Genomic DNA, 17,290 nt, shown 5'->3' on the forward strand with positions numbered 1-17,290 from the left:
GGAAGTGCCCGCCGCTACCGACCGCGCAGGAACAGCGCATCCAGCTCCTTCATGCTCAACTGCCGCCAGGTGGGGCGGCCGTGGTTGCACTGGTCGGAGCGGTCGGTGGTTTCCATCTGGCGCAGCAGGGCGTTCATCTCGTCGATGGTGAGCTTGCGGTTGGCCCGCACGGCACCGTGGCAGGCCATGGTGCCCAGGATTTCATTGCGGGCGCGTTGCACCACGGTGGTGGCGTCGTGGGCGGCCAGCTCGGCCAGCACGCTGCGGGCCAGCTCCACCGGGTCGCCCTGCGCCAACGTGATGGGCACTGCGCGCACGGCCAGCGTCTTGGGCGAGAAGGGCACCACCTCCAGGCCCAGCGTGGCCAGCACGTCGGCAGACTCTTCGGCCGTGGCGACCTCCTGCGGCGTGGCGGCGAAGGTGGCCGGGATCAGCAAGGGCTGGCTGGCAATGCGCGCGCCACTGTCCACCTGGGCCTTCAGGCGTTCGTAGACGATGCGCTCGTGGGCGGCATGCATGTCCACCACCACCATGCCCTGGGCGTTTTCGGCCAGGATGTACACGCCGTGCAACTGGGCCACGGCCTTGCCCAGGGGCCAGGCGGTTTCGTTGCCATCGCGGCCCACAGGCCAGGCCGTGGGTGGGTTGCTGGCCGAGGGCTCGGTGGGGGAGCCTGCAACCGGAGCGGCCGTCTGTGCGGACGGCGCACCGTCCCAGGGCGTGGCAGATGCATGGTATGCGGCAGGCGTTGCCCATGCTGCGGGCGCATCTGCCTGGGCTGAGGGCGCCCACAAACCGCCCACGGCCGCGCCCGATGCGGGGTCTGCCACGGGGCCGGCAGGCGTCGCACTGCGCGGCCCCCACAGAGCCTGCAGGTCTTCCACACGGTGACCACGTTCTTCAAATTTGATAGCGGCCTGGGCATTCCACACCGGCGCTTGGGGCGTCTGGGGCTTGAAATGCTCCCCATCACCGGCTGCGGACGGTGTGGGTGCCGCCGCAGCCGCTGCCAATGCGGCAGCCCGTGGCGCAGCCAGCGCGTTTTCCACCGCATGGCGCACGGCCTGGTGCACCTCGCGGCTGTCGCGAAAGCGCACCTCGATCTTGGTGGGGTGCACGTTCACGTCCACACGCGCCGGGTCGATCTCGACATACAGCGCATAAATGGGCTGCTTGTGCCCGTGCAGCACGTCCTCGTAGGCGCTGCGGGCGGCGTGCGTGAGGACCTTGTCGCGCACGAAGCGGCCGTTGACGTAGCAATACTGGTGGTCGGGCCGCGAGCGCGCCGCGTCGGGCAGGCCTGCGCGGCCGGTGACGGTGACCGGGCCCACGCGGTGCTGCACGGCGACCGACTGGGTGACGAAGTCTTCGCCCAGCACGTCCGACAGGCGGCGGGCCAGCGCGTCATGGGCGTCCTGCGGATCACCCCGGCCCGGCACAAAGGTGGCGCGCCACTGCTCCACCAGCTTGCCTTCGTGCCAGATGGCAAAGCCCACGTCGGGCCGTGCCAGTGCGTGGCGGCGCACGGATTCAATGCAGTGCGCCAGCTCGGTGGCGTCGGTCTTCAAGAACTTGCGGCGCGCGGGCGTGGAGAAGAACAGTTCCTTCACCTCCACCGTGGTGCCGGTGCTGCGCGCGACGGGGCGCAGCTCACCACTGCGGGCGTCCAGCAAGAAGGCGCTGGCCTGCGCGGCCGGGCGCGAGAGCAGGGCCATCTCCGACACCGAGGCAATCGCTGCCAAGGCCTCGCCCCGAAAGCCCATGGTGGCAACGGTCTCCAGGTCGTTCAGGTTGGTGATCTTGCTGGTGGCGTGGCGGCGCAGGGCCACGGGCAGCTCTTCTTGAGGGATGCCGCCGCCATCGTCCTCCACGGTGATCAGCCGCACGCCACCGGCCGACAGGCGCACGGTGATCTGCGTGGCACCCGCATCGAGCGCGTTGTCCACCAGCTCGCGCACCACCGAAGCGGGGCGCTCCACCACTTCACCCGCAGCGATCTGGCTGATGAGTTCATCGGGCAGATCGCGGATGGGGCGGCGCGTGGCGGTGGGGGGGCTGGAGGCGGGCTGCGCCGCTGCGAGGAAGGGGGTGGTGTCGTTCACCCACCGGATTTTAGGGCGGGGGCTGCGCAGGGGTATCGGGCGGGGGTGGGGCGTGATGAGGATAATGCGCCCACCTTTTTTCCGCGCCGCGCCCAGGCCCGCCTTTTCATGGAACTTGTCACTTTTCTCATCGACTTCATCCTGCATGTGGACAAGTATCTGGAGGCGTTTGTGCAGGCCTATGGCATGTGGGTGTACGCCCTGCTGTTTGCCATTGTGTTTGTCGAGACAGGCCTGGTGGTGATGCCGTTCTTGCCGGGCGACTCGCTGCTGTTCATCGTGGGCGCGCTGTGTGGTGCCGGCATGATGAGCTTTCCGCTGGCGTGCGCGGTGCTGCTTGCGGCGGCCATCTTGGGCGACCAGTGCAACTACTCCATCGGCCGCTACTTTGGCCCCAAGGTGTTCCAGTGGGAGGATTCGCGCTGGTTCAACCGCCGGGCCTTCAACCAGGCGCATGAGTTTTACGAGCGCTACGGTGGCATCACCATCGTGATTGCGCGTTTCATGCCCTTCATCCGCACGTTTGCTCCCTTCGTGGCAGGCGTGGCGGAAATGAATCGCGCCAAGTTCACCGCCTACAACGTGGGCGGGGCGCTGCTGTGGGTGCTGGGCATTGCCACGGCCGGGTACTTCTTCGGCAACTTTGCGTGGGTCAAGGAGAACCTGGACAAGATCATCTGGGCGATGATTTTTGTGCCGGGCCTGATCGCCATCTTTGGCGCCTGGCGCGCCGGGCGCCAGGCCCGCACAGCCTGACAGACAGCGAATTTGCTACAAATAAAAGAGCGGCAGGCGCATGATTTACATGCGCCTGCCGCTCTTTTTATGCCCAGATCAGCGCTCTGGGCGGGGAGGGACGTCCCAGAGGCTTAACGGCGGTAAGGGCGGCGTTGGTCGCGGTCTTCGCCCACTTCATGGCCGATGAGGGCGCCGGCAGCGGCACCACCGATGGTGCCCACAGGGCCGCCGAAGATGGCGTTACCGGCAACGCCACCGACCACGGCGCCGACGCCAGTGCCGACCTGGGCGTTGGTGGGGTTGGATGCACAACCACCCAGTGCCAGGGCCGCAGTGCAGGTAGTCGCAAGAAGAATGTGACGGATGTTCATGGCGAGATTCCTTGATGGTTGTGGAGTCAGGCCGTGGACCCCAAAACCGCGGTAGCGGCTGAAGCTCGACCTGTGCCTCTACTGTCGCTGCCCGGCCGCGCGGTGGCTGTAGGCAGGCAAGGGTGCTGGGTGTAGGACAGGCGGCACAGGAGGAACTAAGGGTTTCCCTGCGCCTGTCGCTGTTGCCAACCGGGTTGCGCAGGCAGATCATTTCCTTGTCATACAAAACTTACACAAGGACACGCGATGACCCAGCACATCCAGCAAGCCGGCCGGGGCGGCGTGGGCACCCAGCTGACGGTGGCGCAGCAGATCGGGTTGATTGTGGGCGTGGCGGTGCTGGCGCTGGTGGTCGTCCTGGCGCTGAGCCTGGTGCGTGTGCAGCGCCTGGGGGCCACGGTGGATCAGCTGGCCACCGAGCAGGTGGAGCGGCTGCAACTGGCGCTGCGCTGGCGCAGCAACATCGCCGTCAATTCCACGCGTGTGTTCTCCATCGCCCAGACCGAGGGCGATGACCTCCAGAACTATTTCAAGGAGGCAGTGGCCGCCACCACCGCCGACACCAGCAAGGTGCAAAAGCGCTATACCGAGCTGGAAAACAGCCCGGAGGGCCTGCGCATCCAGGAAGAGCTGGCCACCATCCGCAAGTCGTACCTGGAGTCGCGCGACAAGTCGCTGGAGCTGAAAAAGGCGGGTGACATGGCCCAGGCGCGCGCCTATGCGCTGGGCACGTTTGCGCCAGTGCTGGACAAGTACAACGCCATTGCCGACAAGATGGTCGATTACCAGGTGCGCCGCTCGGCCGAGCAGGCGGCCGAGGCGGCAGAGCTCATACAGTCCTACCGCATGACCGTGCTGGTGGCGGGTGTGGCGGGGCTGGCGCTGCTGGTGGTGCTGTCTTGGGTGGTGGTGCAGCGCATCCGCCGCTCGCTGGGGGCGGTGAGCGCGGTGGCGCAGCGCATTGGCGAGGGTGACCTGTCCCAACCCATCGAGGTGCAAGGGCGTGGCGAGGTGGCCGAGATGATGCGTGCCATGCAGGGCATGCAGACCTCGCTGGTGCGCATCGTGGGCGACGTGCGGCACAGCAGCGACAGCATTGCCACGGGCTCCAGCGAGATCGCGATGGGCAATGCCGACCTGAGCCAGCGCACCGAGGAACAGGCCAGCAACCTGGAGGAAACGGCTGCCTCCATGGAAGAGATCACCAGCACCGTGAAGAACAACGCCGACACCGCGCGCAAGGCGGCCACGCTGGCCGGCTCGGCATCGCAGGCGGCGGTCAAGGGCGGCGAGGTGGTGGGCCAGGTGGTGACCACCATGCAGGACATTTCGGCCGCGTCCCGAAAGATCACCGACATCATCAGCGTGATCGATGGCATTGCGTTCCAGACCAACATCCTGGCGCTGAACGCGGCGGTAGAGGCAGCCCGTGCCGGCGAGCAGGGCCGTGGGTTTGCAGTGGTGGCCAGCGAGGTGCGCAGCCTGGCCCAGCGCAGCGCCGAGGCGGCCAAGGAGATCAAGGCCCTGATCAGTGCCAGTGTCGAGAAGGTGGAGAACGGCACCCAGCTGGTGAGCAACGCCGGGCAGAGCATGGAAGACATCGTCGCCCAGGTGCAGCGGGTGAGTGACCTGATTGGCGAAATCTCCAGCGCCACGGGCGAGCAGACCATCGGCATCAGCCAGGTGGGCGAGGCGGTGATGCAGCTGGACCAGGTCACCCAGCAGAATGCGGCCCTGGTGGAGCAGAGCGCTGCGGCGGCCGACAGCCTCAAGCACCAGGCGGCGCGGTTGTCAGAGATCGTGAGCGTGTTCCGGCTGGGGCGCTGACCGCCTTCAGTGCCGCACGGTCTTCACCCCCTCAGGCCTTCGGGGCCCGGAGTGCAAAGAAGCCAATAAGCCAAGAGGCCAAAGAAGCCTCAGGTTTTCTCCGCAGGCTTGAGGCACATCGTCACCAGCAGTGACGCAGGTTCTACCGCCTTGAGCGAATGCAGCGCGCGCGGTGCCAGGTGCACAAAGTCGCCGGGATGCAATTGCTGCACGCCCAGCTCGCTCGCAAACTCCACCACACCCTCGATGCACAACACGGTGGCCTCGCCGGGCGTCTGGTGTTCTTTCATGGATTTGCCCACGGGCAGGACCACCCGCATGACTTCGAGCTGGCCGGCTTTGAGGACGGCGGTGGTAACGGTGTCGGCCAGTCGTGCTCCCAGGGGACGCACGCTGACGATCTGACCAGATTGGGCGTGGGGCAGGGCCATGGCAGTTCTCCTTGCTGGCCAAGGCGCGGTGCGCGCCCGGCCGATGCAGGCTACTGTGCCTGCAGTTGGCAGTGCGCGCAAGGTGGGCTGGCCGTCCCGCGCGCGATGTCCCTGCCTGCCTACACCGACCGGCTGCGCGCCAGTGGCGGGTTCTTGGCGAAGTAGCGCGTGATGCCGCGCATCAGCGCGTCGGCCAGCTGCTCCTGGTAGGCGCTGCTGCGCAGGCGCTTTTCTTCTTCGGGGTTGCTGATGAAGGCGGTTTCGACCAGCACGCTCGGGATGTCAGGCGCCTTGAGCACGGCAAAGCCCGCCTGCTCCACGCGCGGCTTGTGCAGCTTGCCCACGTTGCCGATCTCGCCCAGCAGCACGGTGCCGAGCTTGAGGCTGTCGTTGATCTGCGCGGTGGTGCTCATGTCCAGCAGCGCGCGCTGAACATGCTGGTCCTTGGACTGCACGTTGATGCCGCCCACCAGGTCGGCCTGATTCTCCTTGTTGGCCAGCCAGCGGGCGGCCGTGCTGGAGGCCCCGCCCTGGCTCAGCGCAAACACGCTGGCGCCGCGCGCCTCGGGCGTGGTGAAGGCGTCGGCATGGATGGAGACAAACAGGTCGGCCTGCACGCGCCGGGCTTTTTGCACGCGGGTGCCCAGGGGCACAAAGTAGTCGCCGTCGCGCGTGAGGTAGGCGCGCATGGGGTTGCCACCCACGGTGGTGGCGTTGATGCGGTCGCGCAGCAGGTGGGCCACGCGCAGCACCACGTCTTTTTCGCGGGTGCCGGAGGGGCCGATGGCGCCGGGGTCTTCGCCCCCGTGGCCTGGGTCGAGTGCCACGATGATGATGCGGTCGGTCTCGGTGGCTGTGGGGCGGTTGCCGGGGCGTGACGGCGCTGCAGGGGCTGCCCCCGGTGCGGGCGCCGCTGCCACTGCTGGTGGCGGGGCGGGTGCCTGTGCCCCCGTGCTGCCGGTAGCGGGGCCATTGGCGCGCTGCGCGATCAGGTCGCCCAGTGGGTCGTGCTCGGCAACTGGTGTGGGCGCGCGGGCGGCGGCAGGGGCAGGCGAGGGGGCCGACGCGGCAGCGGGGCCATTGGCATCCCGCAGGCGCTCGGCAATCAGTGCCTCCAGCGGGTCCACAGGCGCTGCGGGGTACAGGTCAAACACCAGCCGGTGGCGGTAGGCGGCGACGGGCGGCAGGGTGAACACCTGCGGCATGGCGGGCTGCTTGAGGTCCACCACCAGGCGCACTACACCCGGTGCGTTCTGGCCCACGCGGATGCCCGCGATGTTGGGGTCGTCGGGTTTGACCTTGGCCACCAGTTCGCGCAGCTCGGGGCTCAGGTCGATGCCCTCGATGTCCACCGCCAGGCGCGGCGGTGAGGTCACGAAGAACTGCTTGGCCAACAGCGCTCCATCGGACTCGATGGTCACCCGCGAGTATTCGGGTGCGGGCCAGACGCGCACGGCCACGATGGTGGCGCCGCGTGCAATCTGCTGTGCGCCCAGCAGCAGCACCAGGCTGCTGGCGCGCAGCACGGCACGGCGCGATGGCTGGGAAGCGGCGTGGCGGTCGGGCAGGGTGGGGTCGTTCACGGTGTCTCAGAGAGCTTGCAGCAGGCTGCGCCCCGTGGCGGTGGGGGCATGCAGCGTGACCTTCCTTTCGGTGTCATCCATTGCTTCAATGTGGATAGCAAGGTCTGCAAGCGGGGTAAGCGCTGCGGCCTTTTCCGGCCATTCTGCCACCTTGAGACCGGGGTTGGCAAAAATGTCCCTGAAACCGGCGTCTTCCCACTCGCGCGGATCGTCAAAACGGTAGAAGTCGAAGTGCCAGATCGAGAGACCCGGCGCCTCGTGGGGCTCCACCACCGCGTAGGTGGGGCTCTTGATGCGGCCCTGCACGCCCAGCGCGCGCAGCAGGTGGCGCACCAGGGTGGTCTTGCCCGCGCCCAGGTCGCCGTGCAGGGTCACAAAGGCGTTGGCCAGCAGAGGCTGGGCGGCCAGGCGCTGGGCAAAGGCGGCGGTGTCTTCCTCGCTGTGCCAGGTGAAATGGCGCGTGGTTTCTGCAGGGGGGGTGGCCGCAGCATCGGTGCCGCTTTCTACAATCTGGCCGGTATGTGGTGCAACAGTCAACTCGTTCCTCAAATGCAGGAGTGGGCCCGCGAGCTGGGATTTTCCCAAATCGGCGTGGCGGGGGTGGACTTGTCTGCGGCCGAGCCGGGTCTTGCGGCCTGGCTGGCGCAGGGGTTCCATGGTGACATGCATTACATGGCATCCCACGGCATGAAGCGCGCGCGCCCGGCCGAGCTGGTGCCCGGCACCGTGAGTGTGATCACGGCGCGCATGGATTATTTGCCGCGCGATACAGCCAGGGATGCGCCCGGGGGCTGGCAGGTGGCCGAACTCTCACGCCTGCAGCGCCCGCTCGAGGGCATCGTCTCCGTCTATGCCCGTGGCCGGGACTACCACAAGGTGCTGCGCGCCCGGCTGCAAAAGCTCAGCGACCGCATTGCCGAGGCCATCGGCCCGTTTGGCCACCGCGTGTTCACCGACTCCGCGCCGGTGCTGGAGGCCGAGCTGGCCGCGCGCAGCGGCCAGGGCTGGCGCGGCAAGCACACGCTGGTGCTCAACCGCGAGGCGGGGTCCATGTTCTTCCTGGGCGAGATCTATGTAGACATGGCGCTGCCCCAGAGCGAGCCCGTCACTCCGCACTGCGGCAGCTGCAGCGCGTGCATCGACATCTGCCCCACGCAGGCCATCGTTGCGCCGCACCGCGTTGACGCGCGGCGCTGCATCTCGTACCTCACCATCGAACACGCCGGGCCCATCCCTGTGGAGCTACGCCCGCTGATGGGCAACCGCATCTATGGCTGCGACGACTGCCAGCTGATTTGCCCCTGGAACAAGTTTGCGCAGGTCAGCCGCCTGCCCGACTTTGATGAGCGCAAGGGCCTGTCGGGCCAGCAGCTGGTGCACCTGTTTGCGTGGGACGAAGCCACCTTTTTGCGCATGACCGAGGGCGGCCCCATCCGCCGCATCGGCCACGAGCGCTGGCTGCGCAATGTGGCCGTGGCGCTGGGCAATGCGCTGCGTGCCACGGGCGATGGGGCCTTGCGCGCTGCGCTGCAGTCGCGGGCCGAGGATGCCAGCGCGCTGGTGCGGGAGCATGTGGCCTGGGCTCTGGACGCTGCTTGAGGGTGTTTTTGGAAGAAATAGCCTGGTAGCGATAGTGCAATATGCCTTGGCAGCTATCAAAATAGGAGTGGTTGCCGTTGCTCCGGGTCCTCACTGCACCAGCAGCCCCGTCTGCCGCAAGGTGCCCACCAGCCTCTGGGCGAACTCCGCATATCCGGCAGCGTTGGCGTGGATCTGGTCCGACCGCAACCGCTCTTGCGCCAGCACGCTCGACCAGCCTTTGGCATGCAGCGGGATCTTCAGCTCTTCGGCAACCTCTTCGTACAGCGGGTGGTCGCTCAGGCGGCCGGCAGCGGCCATGAGCGACAGCTCCGGCACAGCCACCAGCAGCACCTGGGCGCCGCTGGCCCGTGCCTCGGTGCAGATGCGCAGGATGTTGGTGCGCGCGGTGGCAGCACTCTGGCGCCGCAAAAAGTCATTGCCGCCAATGCCCACGATGACCAGCGCGGGCTGGTGCTGTTGCAACAGGCCCGGCAGTCGCGCAAGCGCCTGGGCCGAGGTGTCGCCCGACACACCGCCGTTGACCACCTTCCAGCCCGTCAGGCGCGCCAGTTCGGCGGGGTAGGCGGTGTCGGCCGAGGCTCCCACGCCCGACGTGAGCGAGTCGCCCAGCGCCAGGACCGTGGCGCCTGCCGGGACGGCCTGGGCACGCGCAGGTTTGCGGCCGCAGGCGACCAGGCCGAACGCGGTGGCCAGGCTGGCGCCCAGCAGCCGCCTGCGGTTCAGACCCCGGCTCATCGCAGCACCCCCAGTGCAAACGGCAGGCTCACGATGCCCAGCAAGGTGGACAGCGTGACCAGCCCCGCCACATACGGCCCGTTGTAGCCCATGCGCGCCGCCAGCACATAGCAGGTCGATGCCGTGGGCAGGGCTGCAAACGCCAGCAGCACGGTGGTCTGCACGGCATCGAGCCCGAACATGCGGGCCATGCCAAACGCCACGAGCGGCTGCACCAGGTGGCGGATGGCCAGCACCGACACGCTCAGTGTCTTGCCCCGCGTGAGCAGACCAAACTGCAGCCCCGCCCCGGCCGCCATCAGGCCCAGCGCGAGCGACGCAGCGCTGATGCGGCTGACCGTGGGCACTGCCCATTCGGGGATCTGAAAGCCCAGCAGATTGGCCACCAGCCCCGAGGCGGTGGCGATGATCAGCGGGTTGCGCAACAGCTCGCGCGCAAAGCTGTGCTGCCCGTGCCGGGCCATGGGCCACACCGCAGCCACGTTGAACAGCGGCACACACACGCCAATCAGCACCGCAATCATCAGCAGGCCCTGGGTCCCTGCCAGCCGCTCGGCAATCGCCAGGCCAATGAAGGAGTTGAAGCGGAACGCCACCTGCGCGCTGGCTGCATGGTCGCGCACATCGATGTGCTTGCCCACCCAGGGCCAGTGCGGCAGGCTGTAGGCCAGAGCGATGCCGATCACGCCCGACAGCATGCCCGCCCCGATCAGCCCCGACGCGGCGCCAATATCCATCGGGCTTTTGACGATGGACTGGAACAGCAGCACCGGGAACAGCAGGTAGTACACCAGGCTCTCCACCGGCTGCCAGACCGAGCGGTTCAGGGCCGTGTACCGGCAGATCAGGTAGCCCAGGAAGATGAGTGAAAAGTCGGGGAGCAGGAGTTGGGCGTAGTTCACACACCGAGAATACTTGATGCATGGCAAGCCGCCCGGGGGGCTTCCGGCAGGCTGAATGGGGCAGGGGACTACCCACCCCCACTTTGTTTCTAGGGTTAGCCCTTATGTGGAATCCGCAGGGCGGTTTGGCGTGCGTTGGGCATACCATCTGCGCTGTTTGTTGTTACCCCGCACGAAGGAGATTTCCATGCATCGTCGTCAATGGCTTGCGCTGACCGTACTGGCTGCCGCAGCTGGATCGGCTGCCGCACAAGGCTACCCCAACAAGGTGATCCGGCTGGTGGTGCCCTTTGCACCCGGTGGCACCACCGACATCATTGCGCGTGTGATCGCCGAGCCCCTGGGCCGCGTGCTTGGCCAAAGCGTGATCGTGGACAACAAGGCCGGTGGCGGCGGCATTGTGGGTGCGGCCGAACTCGCCCGTGCCACGGCCGACGGCTACACGCTGGGCGTGGCCACCGTGTCCACCACCGCAGCCAACCCCGCCATCAACCCCAAGACGCCGTACAACCCGCTGACGGACTTCTCGCCCATCATCAACATTGCGGCCACCCCCAACATCATTGCGGTGAACCCCAGCTTCCCGGCCAAGGACTACAAGGCGTTTGTGGCGGAACTCAAGAAGTCGCCCGGCAAGTATTCGTACTCGTCGTCCGGCACGGGCGGCATCGGCCACCTGCAGATGGAGCTGTACAAGAACCTCTCGGGCACCTTTGTGACCCACATCCCCTACCGGGGCGCGGGCCCGGCCCTGAACGACACCGTGGCCGGCCAGGTGCCCATGATTTTTGACAACCTGCCCTCCGCGCTGCCTTTCATCAAGGAAAACCGTCTGGTGCCCATCGTCGTTGCGGCGCCCCAGCGCGTGGCAGCCCTGCCCAATGTGCCCACCTTCAAGGAACTGGGCCTGGAGCCGGTGAACCGCATGGCCTACTACGGCATCGTGGGCCCTAAGGGTCTGCCCAAGGATGTGGTGGACAAGATCAACGCCGGTGTGCGCAAGGCCCTGGAAGACCCGGCCGTGAAGAAGCGCATCGAAGACACGGGCTCGCTCGTGATCGGCAACACGCCCGAGCAGTTTGCCGAGCAGATCAAGGCCGAGTTCGCGGTCTACAAGGATGTAGTCGTCAAGCAGAAACTGACGCTGGAATAAAAGCCACCGCCTTCGTCCCCAGCCGCCTTCGGGCGGCTTTTTTGTGCCCGTGGAGTCGAATGCCCGCGATGCATGCTATGGTTTTTGGATGCTTGCTCCCAGTCTGAACGCCATCGACACCTTTGTGGACGCCCTGTGGCTGGAAGATGGCCTGTCGCGCAACACGCTGGCCGCCTACCGGCGCGACCTGACGCTGTATGCGCAGTGGCTGGCCGACCAGCAGCCCGCCCTGGCGCTGGACGACACGGCCGAACACCACCTGCAGGCCTACTTTGCCGCCCGCCATGCGCAGACCCGCGCCACTTCGGCCAACCGGCGCCTCACGGTGTTGCGCCGCTACTTTCACTGGGCGCTGCGCGAGCGGCGCATCACTGCCGACCCCACGGTGCGGCTGCAGGCGGCGCGCCAGCCGCTGCGTGTGCCCAAGACGCTGTCGCAAGCGCAGGTGGAGGCGCTGCTGAACGCGCCCGACCTGGGCAACCCTCTGGGCCTGCGCGACCGCACCATGCTGGAGCTGATGTACGCCAGCGGCCTGCGCGTGACCGAGCTGGTCACGCTCAAGACCTACCAGGTCGGCCTGAATGAAGGCGTGCTGCGCGTGATGGGCAAGGGCAGCAAGGAGCGCCTGGTGCCGTTTGGCGAAGAGGCGCGTGCCTGGCTGGAGCGCTATCTGAACGAAGGCCGCAGCGCCATCCTGGGCGGGCAGCAGACCGACGACCTGTTCGTCACCCAGCGCGGCAGCGGCATGACGCGCGTGATGTTCTGGGTCATTGTGAAGAAGTGGGCGCAGGTGGCGGGCATCACGGTGCCGTTGTCGCCCCACACGCTGCGCCACGCGTTTGCCACGCACCTGCTCAACCACGGCGCCGACCTGCGCGTGGTGCAGCTGCTGCTGGGCCATGCGGATATCTCCACCACCACCATCTACACCCACGTGGCGCGCGAGCGGCTCAAGTCCCTGCACGCGCAGCATCACCCCCGTGGCTAGCGTGCAACACCACACTGGCGTGGGCTGAGCGGCGCGCCAGACCGGTTTTCCCACACCACAACAAGGAGACATTGCATGAAAAAACTCATCACCAGCGCACTGCTGCTGGGGGCCGCCACCCTGGCCATGGCGCAGGCCTGGCCCACGGCCAAGCCCATCCGCCTCATCGTGGGGTACCCGCCGGGCGGCGGCATCGACTTTGCCGCGCGCACCGTGCAGGTGCCGCTGCAGGAGCTTCTCAAGCAGCAGATCGTGGTGGACTACAAGCCCGGTGCCGGCGGCATGCTGGCGGCGACCGAGCTGACCCGGGCCGCGCCCGATGGCTACACGTTGCTGCTGGCCAATACCGGCCCGTTCGCTATCGCACCGTACTTGCAGCGCAAGATGCCGTACGACCCGCTCAAGCAATTCAGCTACATCGGCCAGATCAGCCAGGGCAGCTACATCGCGGTCACCCGGCCGGACCACCCTGCCAAGGACCTCAAGGAATGGGTGGCATGGGCCAAGGCCAACGCTGGCAAGGTGAACTTCGCATCGGGCGGTGCGGGCACCTCCACCCACCTGAATGGCGAGTTGATGAACCAGGCGACCGGGCTGGATGTGACGCATGTGCCCTACAAAGGCAGCGCCCCGGCTGTGCAGGACTTGATCGGCGGACAGACGCAGTTGCTGATCGATGCAGGGTCGGTGCTGCTGCCGCAGGTCAAGGGCGGCAAGCTGAAGGCGCTGGCAGTGACGGGCCCACGCCGCGACCCGCAGTTGCCCGACGTGCCAACGGTCGCTGAACTTGGGCTCGGCGGCATGGAATCCGTCGGCTTCCAGGGGCTGGTGGGCCCCGCAGGCATGCCCAAGGAAGTGGTGGACAAGCTGGCGGCCGAACTGGCCAAGGTGCTGGCACAAGCGGAGGTGAAAGCCAAGTTCGCGTCCACAGGTTCGGAGGTACATTCCCTGGGACCCACGGAATTCTTCGGCTTTGTGAAGGGCGAGAACGACAAGTGGGCCAAGCTGATCCGCGAGCGCAAGCTCGAACTGGATTGACGGGCTGACCTGACGGCTGCCCATCGCACTCCTCACCATTGGCTCTCACCATGAATCTGCTTTTTTCTCGCCGCCAGTGGGTGGCCGCTGCTGCTGTCGCCCTCGTGGTCTCTCCCGTCGTGGCTTCGGCCCAGGCGTGGCCCGCCAAACCCATCCGCATCATCGTGGCCTACCCGGCAGGGGGCGTGAGCGACAACATCGCCCGCGCGCTGGCCGACAAGCTGGCGGTGCAGCTGGGCACCCCTGTGGTCATTGAAAACAAGGCGGGCGCCAGTGGCAGCCTGGGCGTGGACGCGGTGGCCAAAGCCGCGCCGGATGGCTACACATTGGGCTTTGCAGCGGTGAGCCCCCTCGCGCTCAACCCGCACCTGGGCAAGTCCCCTTTCGATCCGCAAAAGGACATCGCGCCAGTGGTCAGCGTGATGTATTCGCCGGTGTTGCTGCTGGGCACGCCCGCGAGCCGGGCGACCGACTTCAAGGACCTGATTGCCCGCGCGCGGGCCCAGCCCGGCACGGTACGCTGGGCCACGTCGGGGCAGGCGTCGCTGGGGCACATCATGCTGGAGCAGATCCAGTCGGTGGCGCAGGTGCAGATCACGCACATCCCCTACAAGGGCGGTGGGCAGCAGATGAACGACGCGCTGGGCGGGCAGTTTGAGGTGCTATCGACCAACGCCGGCCCGGCGGTGCTGCAGCACATCCAGGCGGGCAAGCTCAAGCCGCTGGCGGTGGGGGCTCCGGCGCGGCTGGATTCGCTGCCCCAGGTGCCCACGCTCGCCGAGCTGGGTCAGCCTGCAGCCAATCTCTCTTCTTTGTTCGGCCTCTATGCTCCGGCTCAGACGCCCAAGACGGTCATCACACGCATCAATACCGAGGTGAACAAGGCGTTGGCCCTGCCGGACATCCGCGCCAAGCTCGATGCCACCGACAACGTGCCCACGGGTGGCACCACGGCCGAGTTCGCGCGTCAGATTGCACTGGAGTCCGAAAATAACGCGCGCATCATCCGCGCGGCAGGAATTCAGGGCAACTGACCGTGTGCAGGGGTGTTGAGCCCCAGAAACGCCACAGGCCCTGTCAAAGCAGTGCCTGTGGGCTTTTAAGGGGAAGGGCGGGACTATTCTTCGTTCAGGCTCTCGGCCCAGGTCAGCGCCTGCAGGTGGGCCCAGTTCACCTGGCGGTTGGACAGGTGCAGCGCATCGGCGTTCTTGGCAAAGGCCACTTCATCGCCGCTTTCGCAGGCCTTGGTCAGCTCCAGGAACGGGGCAAACACGCCGGTGCCACGCAGCAGGGCGTCCATCACGGGTTCGGGCAGGGCCACGGACTCCAGCGCCTTTTCGAGCGGCACGCCCAGCATGGTGTCCAGCAGCGAGAACACGCCCACGACGAAGGCGTTGTCGCATTCTTCGGGCGGCAGCAGCTCGGCAGCCAGCAGCTCCATCAGGCGGCCGCGCACCACGGCGGTCTGGCCCACGGCCGGTGGTGCACCACCGGCACGCGAGGTGGTCATCAAGAGGGCCGCCCAGCGGAACAGCTTTTTCAGCCCCAGGATCATCACCGCGTGGCGGAACGAGGTGATCTCGCACGACAGGCCAAAACCCGACGAGTTGATGAAACGCAGCAGGTTGAAAGACAGGGTGGGGTCTTTCTTGAGCAGGTCTTCGATCTCCGCCGTGCTGGCCTGTTTGCGCACGAGGTTGATGAGCTGAATGATGGTGGCCTGCGAGGGGCGGATGGTGGTGGCCTTGACCAGCGAGGGATGCGCAAACCAGTAGCCCTGGAACAGCTTGACGCCCAGATCGCGCATCAGTTCGTATTGCGCAGCCGTTTCGACCTTTTCGGCCACCAGTGTGGCCTTGCTGTGGGTGGTGGCAAATTTGACCAGGGGGGCCGCCAGCTCGGGCTTGAAGGCCTGCATGTCCAGCTTGATGAACGCCGCCATCGGCAGCCAGCTGGTGTAGGCGCGCTTGAGGGCCTGCTGGTCAAACGCAAGGCGAAAGCCGCGTGTGCGCAACGCCTCCAGGGTGGGCACGCGGCCTTCGATTTCTTCGGGGGTGGCGCTGTCGGGCAGCGGTGGCACCTCCAGCACCACCTTTTCGGGGTGGATCAGCTCCAGGTGGCCGCCCGAGAGGCTGTCATGCGTGCAGTTGATGAACACCGTCTTCTTGCCGACCAGGGCCTCGGTGCCCGCGTAGGACAGGGCATTGAACAGCAGGGCTGCATCGCTGGCGGCGGTGTGTGAGTCGGACGCGGTGGAGCGGTCGAACAGCTCGTAGCCATAGACCGCGCGGCTTTCGTCCACGATGGCCTGGCGCGCAATGATGGCAAGGTTCTCGTCCACGGGATCGACCACAGGCGCTGCGGCGTCCGGGGTGTCTTGTTCGGGTGTGCTCGACATGGGGTCCACTGAAATGAAGGGCTGGCGATCATTCTAGACCGCCGGGCGTTGGCAGAGAACCAAAGTCTGACCGGGGGCCGCCAGTGTGGCGGCGGCAGCTGTCAGTCGCTGATGTGGTCGGCCCAGGCCAGCGCCTGCAGGTGGGCAAAGTTGATCTGCTGGCTGGTCAGGTGCAGCAGGCCGGCAGCGCGGTCAAACACGGCGTCGTCGCTGGACTCGCAGGCCTCGGCCAGGGTCAGCAGGTCACCCAGGAAGCCTTCGCGCCGCAGCAGCGCGGCCGCCACGGGTTCGGGCACGTTGAGCAGGCCAATGGCCGACTCCATGGGCATGGAGAGCATCACATCCAGCAACGAGAAGATGCCCACCACAAAGGCCTGGTCGGCTTCCTCGGGGGGCAGTGTCTCCAGTGCCAGCAGCTCCATCAGGCGCCCGCGCACCACGGCGGTGTGGCCCACCGACGACGGCGTGCCGTTGTTGCGCGACGCGGTCAGCAGCAGCGCCGCCCAGCGGAACAGCTTTTTCAGGCCCATGAGCATCACGGCCTGGCGGAAGGAGGTGATCTCGCGCGACAGGCCAAAGCCGGCGGAGTTGATGAGGCGCATCAGGTTGAAGGCCAGGCCCGCATCCTTCTTGAGCACCTCTTCGATCTCGTCGGTGCTGGCCTGTTTGCGCACCTGGTTGATCAGCTCGATGATGCTGGCCTGCGACGGCGTGAGCAGCTTGGTCTCGACCAGGGCAGGGCGGGCAAACCAGTAGCCCTGGAACAGCTGCACCCCCTGGCTGGACACCATGTCGTACTGCTGGGCCGTCTCCACCTTCTCGGCGATCAGTTCGGCCTTGCAGTGGCGGCCCGCGTAGCTGATCAGCACCGCGAGCTGGTCGGGCGCCAGCACCGACAGGTCCAGCTTGATGTAGTCCGCCAGCGGCAGCCACGGCGCGTACGCCGACTGCAGCACCGTGTGGTTGAAGGCCAGGTGAAAGCCCCGGTCGCGCAGCTCGGTCAGGATGGGCAGGCGCGTGGCGACCTCTTCGGCGGCCGCATGGCCCAGGGGCGGAATCTCCAGCACCACCTTGTCGGGGTCCACCAGCTCCAGGTGGCCGCCCGACAGGCTCTCATGGGTGCAGTTGACGAAGATCAGCTTCTTGCCCACCAGCTCCTCGGTGCCGGCGTGCGACAGGGCGGTGAACACCAGGATCACGTCGGTGGCGGCCGTGTGGGCGGCGCCGCTGCGCGAGCGGTTGAACAGCTCGTAGCCCACCACCACCTGTTGCGCATTCACGATGGCTTGGCGCGCAATCATGGCGACCGACGATTGGTTGCCCGGTGGTGGCGCGGGCGGTGTGCCAGGGGTGAAGGCTTGGGTCATGGGCGTGGGCTTGGAGTTCTTGAAAGAGGGTGCGCTGACCCGCTGGGGGCATCGC

16 protein-coding genes are annotated in these 17,290 nt (G+C 66.8%); 7 read left to right on the forward strand and 9 right to left on the reverse strand.

The features are described from left to right. Window positions 1-14: 14 nt before the first annotated feature. Window positions 15-2,102, reverse strand: a complete 2,088-nt coding sequence (gene mutL, locus CLU87_RS05180; protein ID WP_199170796.1) for a DNA mismatch repair endonuclease MutL — start codon at window positions 2,100-2,102, stop codon at window positions 15-17. Between the two features lie 108 nt (window positions 2,103-2,210). Between mutL and CLU87_RS05185 the strand changes: the two genes are divergently transcribed. Beyond that, window positions 2,211-2,858 (forward strand): DedA family protein, encoded by a 648-nt coding sequence (locus CLU87_RS05185; RefSeq protein ID WP_056061629.1) that lies wholly within the window; start codon window positions 2,211-2,213, stop codon window positions 2,856-2,858. A 113-nt stretch (window positions 2,859-2,971) separates the two neighbouring features. Here the strand turns inward: CLU87_RS05185 and CLU87_RS05190 are convergent, their stop codons facing one another. Beyond that, entirely contained in the window at window positions 2,972-3,211 is a 240-nt protein-coding gene (locus CLU87_RS05190) for a glycine zipper 2TM domain-containing protein (RefSeq protein WP_056061634.1), read from the reverse strand. A 246-nt stretch (window positions 3,212-3,457) separates the two neighbouring features. Here CLU87_RS05190 and CLU87_RS05195 point away from each other — a divergent pair, with 246 nt between their 5' ends. Beyond that, window positions 3,458-5,038, forward strand: coding sequence for a methyl-accepting chemotaxis protein (locus CLU87_RS05195; protein ID WP_099729755.1), 1,581 nt, complete (start codon window positions 3,458-3,460; stop codon window positions 5,036-5,038). An 89-nt stretch (window positions 5,039-5,127) separates the two neighbouring features. Here CLU87_RS05195 and CLU87_RS05200 read toward each other — a convergent pair whose 3' ends face one another. The 3 genes from CLU87_RS05200 to tsaE form a co-directional block, all read right to left on the reverse strand. Next, on the reverse strand, window positions 5,128-5,469 hold the full coding sequence (locus CLU87_RS05200) for a cupin domain-containing protein (RefSeq protein ID WP_099729756.1): 342 nt from the start codon (window positions 5,467-5,469) through the stop codon (window positions 5,128-5,130). Window positions 5,470-5,588: 119 nt separating this feature from the next. Beyond that, entirely contained in the window at window positions 5,589-7,052 is a 1,464-nt protein-coding gene (locus tag CLU87_RS05205; protein ID WP_199170797.1) for an N-acetylmuramoyl-L-alanine amidase, read from the reverse strand. Window positions 7,053-7,058: 6 nt separating this feature from the next. Continuing rightward, a complete protein-coding gene (gene tsaE / locus CLU87_RS05210) occupies window positions 7,059-7,589 on the reverse strand; it encodes a tRNA (adenosine(37)-N6)-threonylcarbamoyltransferase complex ATPase subunit type 1 TsaE (protein WP_099729757.1) in 531 nt (176 codons plus the stop codon). Between the two features lie 12 nt (window positions 7,590-7,601). Here tsaE and queG point away from each other — a divergent pair, with 12 nt between their 5' ends. Beyond that, complete coding sequence (gene queG / locus CLU87_RS05215; RefSeq protein WP_099729758.1) at window positions 7,602-8,651, forward strand: tRNA epoxyqueuosine(34) reductase QueG; 1,050 nt, start codon at window positions 7,602-7,604, stop codon at window positions 8,649-8,651. A 90-nt stretch (window positions 8,652-8,741) separates the two neighbouring features. Here the strand turns inward: queG and CLU87_RS05220 are convergent, their stop codons facing one another. Both CLU87_RS05220 and CLU87_RS05225 read right to left on the reverse strand, forming a co-directional pair. Further along, window positions 8,742-9,389 (reverse strand): GDSL-type esterase/lipase family protein, encoded by a 648-nt coding sequence (locus CLU87_RS05220; protein WP_099729759.1) that lies wholly within the window; start codon window positions 9,387-9,389, stop codon window positions 8,742-8,744. After that, window positions 9,386-10,291 carry an AEC family transporter gene (locus tag CLU87_RS05225; RefSeq protein ID WP_056061656.1) on the reverse strand — a complete coding sequence of 302 codons (906 nt, stop codon included), beginning with the start codon at window positions 10,289-10,291 and terminating at the stop codon, window positions 9,386-9,388. The genes CLU87_RS05220 and CLU87_RS05225 overlap by 4 nt, the downstream gene beginning before the upstream one ends. A 187-nt stretch (window positions 10,292-10,478) precedes the next feature. On the opposite strand from CLU87_RS05225, the gene CLU87_RS05230 reads away from it, so the two are divergent. The 4 genes from CLU87_RS05230 (at window position 10,479) to CLU87_RS05245 (ending at window position 14,504) form a co-directional block, all read left to right on the forward strand. Next, the gene (locus tag CLU87_RS05230; RefSeq protein ID WP_056061659.1) at window positions 10,479-11,444 is read left to right on the forward strand and encodes a tripartite tricarboxylate transporter substrate binding protein BugE; all 966 of its coding nucleotides are present in this window, start codon (window positions 10,479-10,481) and stop codon (window positions 11,442-11,444) included. A gap of 88 nt (window positions 11,445-11,532) precedes the next feature. After that, the gene (gene xerD / locus CLU87_RS05235; protein ID WP_099729760.1) at window positions 11,533-12,432 is read left to right on the forward strand and encodes a site-specific tyrosine recombinase XerD; all 900 of its coding nucleotides are present in this window, start codon (window positions 11,533-11,535) and stop codon (window positions 12,430-12,432) included. 75 nt (window positions 12,433-12,507) lie between these two features. After that, window positions 12,508-13,470 (forward strand): tripartite tricarboxylate transporter substrate binding protein, encoded by a 963-nt coding sequence (locus tag CLU87_RS05240; RefSeq protein ID WP_099729761.1) that lies wholly within the window; start codon window positions 12,508-12,510, stop codon window positions 13,468-13,470. Window positions 13,471-13,520: 50 nt separating this feature from the next. Then, on the forward strand, window positions 13,521-14,504 hold the full coding sequence (locus tag CLU87_RS05245; RefSeq protein ID WP_060986431.1) for a tripartite tricarboxylate transporter substrate binding protein: 984 nt from the start codon (window positions 13,521-13,523) through the stop codon (window positions 14,502-14,504). An 83-nt stretch (window positions 14,505-14,587) separates the two neighbouring features. Here the strand turns inward: CLU87_RS05245 and CLU87_RS05250 are convergent, their stop codons facing one another. Both CLU87_RS05250 and CLU87_RS05255 read right to left on the reverse strand, forming a co-directional pair. Beyond that, window positions 14,588-15,868 carry an EAL and HDOD domain-containing protein gene (locus CLU87_RS05250; RefSeq protein ID WP_056061670.1) on the reverse strand — a complete coding sequence of 427 codons (1,281 nt, stop codon included), beginning with the start codon at window positions 15,866-15,868 and terminating at the stop codon, window positions 14,588-14,590. A 101-nt stretch (window positions 15,869-15,969) separates the two neighbouring features. Next, complete coding sequence (locus CLU87_RS05255) at window positions 15,970-17,235, reverse strand: EAL and HDOD domain-containing protein (RefSeq protein ID WP_056061672.1); 1,266 nt, start codon at window positions 17,233-17,235, stop codon at window positions 15,970-15,972. Between the last annotated feature and the right edge of the window lie 55 nt (window positions 17,236-17,290).

The sequence above is a fragment of the Acidovorax sp. 59 genome, from assembly GCF_002754175.1.
GTDB classification, from domain to species: domain Bacteria; phylum Pseudomonadota; class Gammaproteobacteria; order Burkholderiales; family Burkholderiaceae_C; genus Acidovorax; species Acidovorax delafieldii.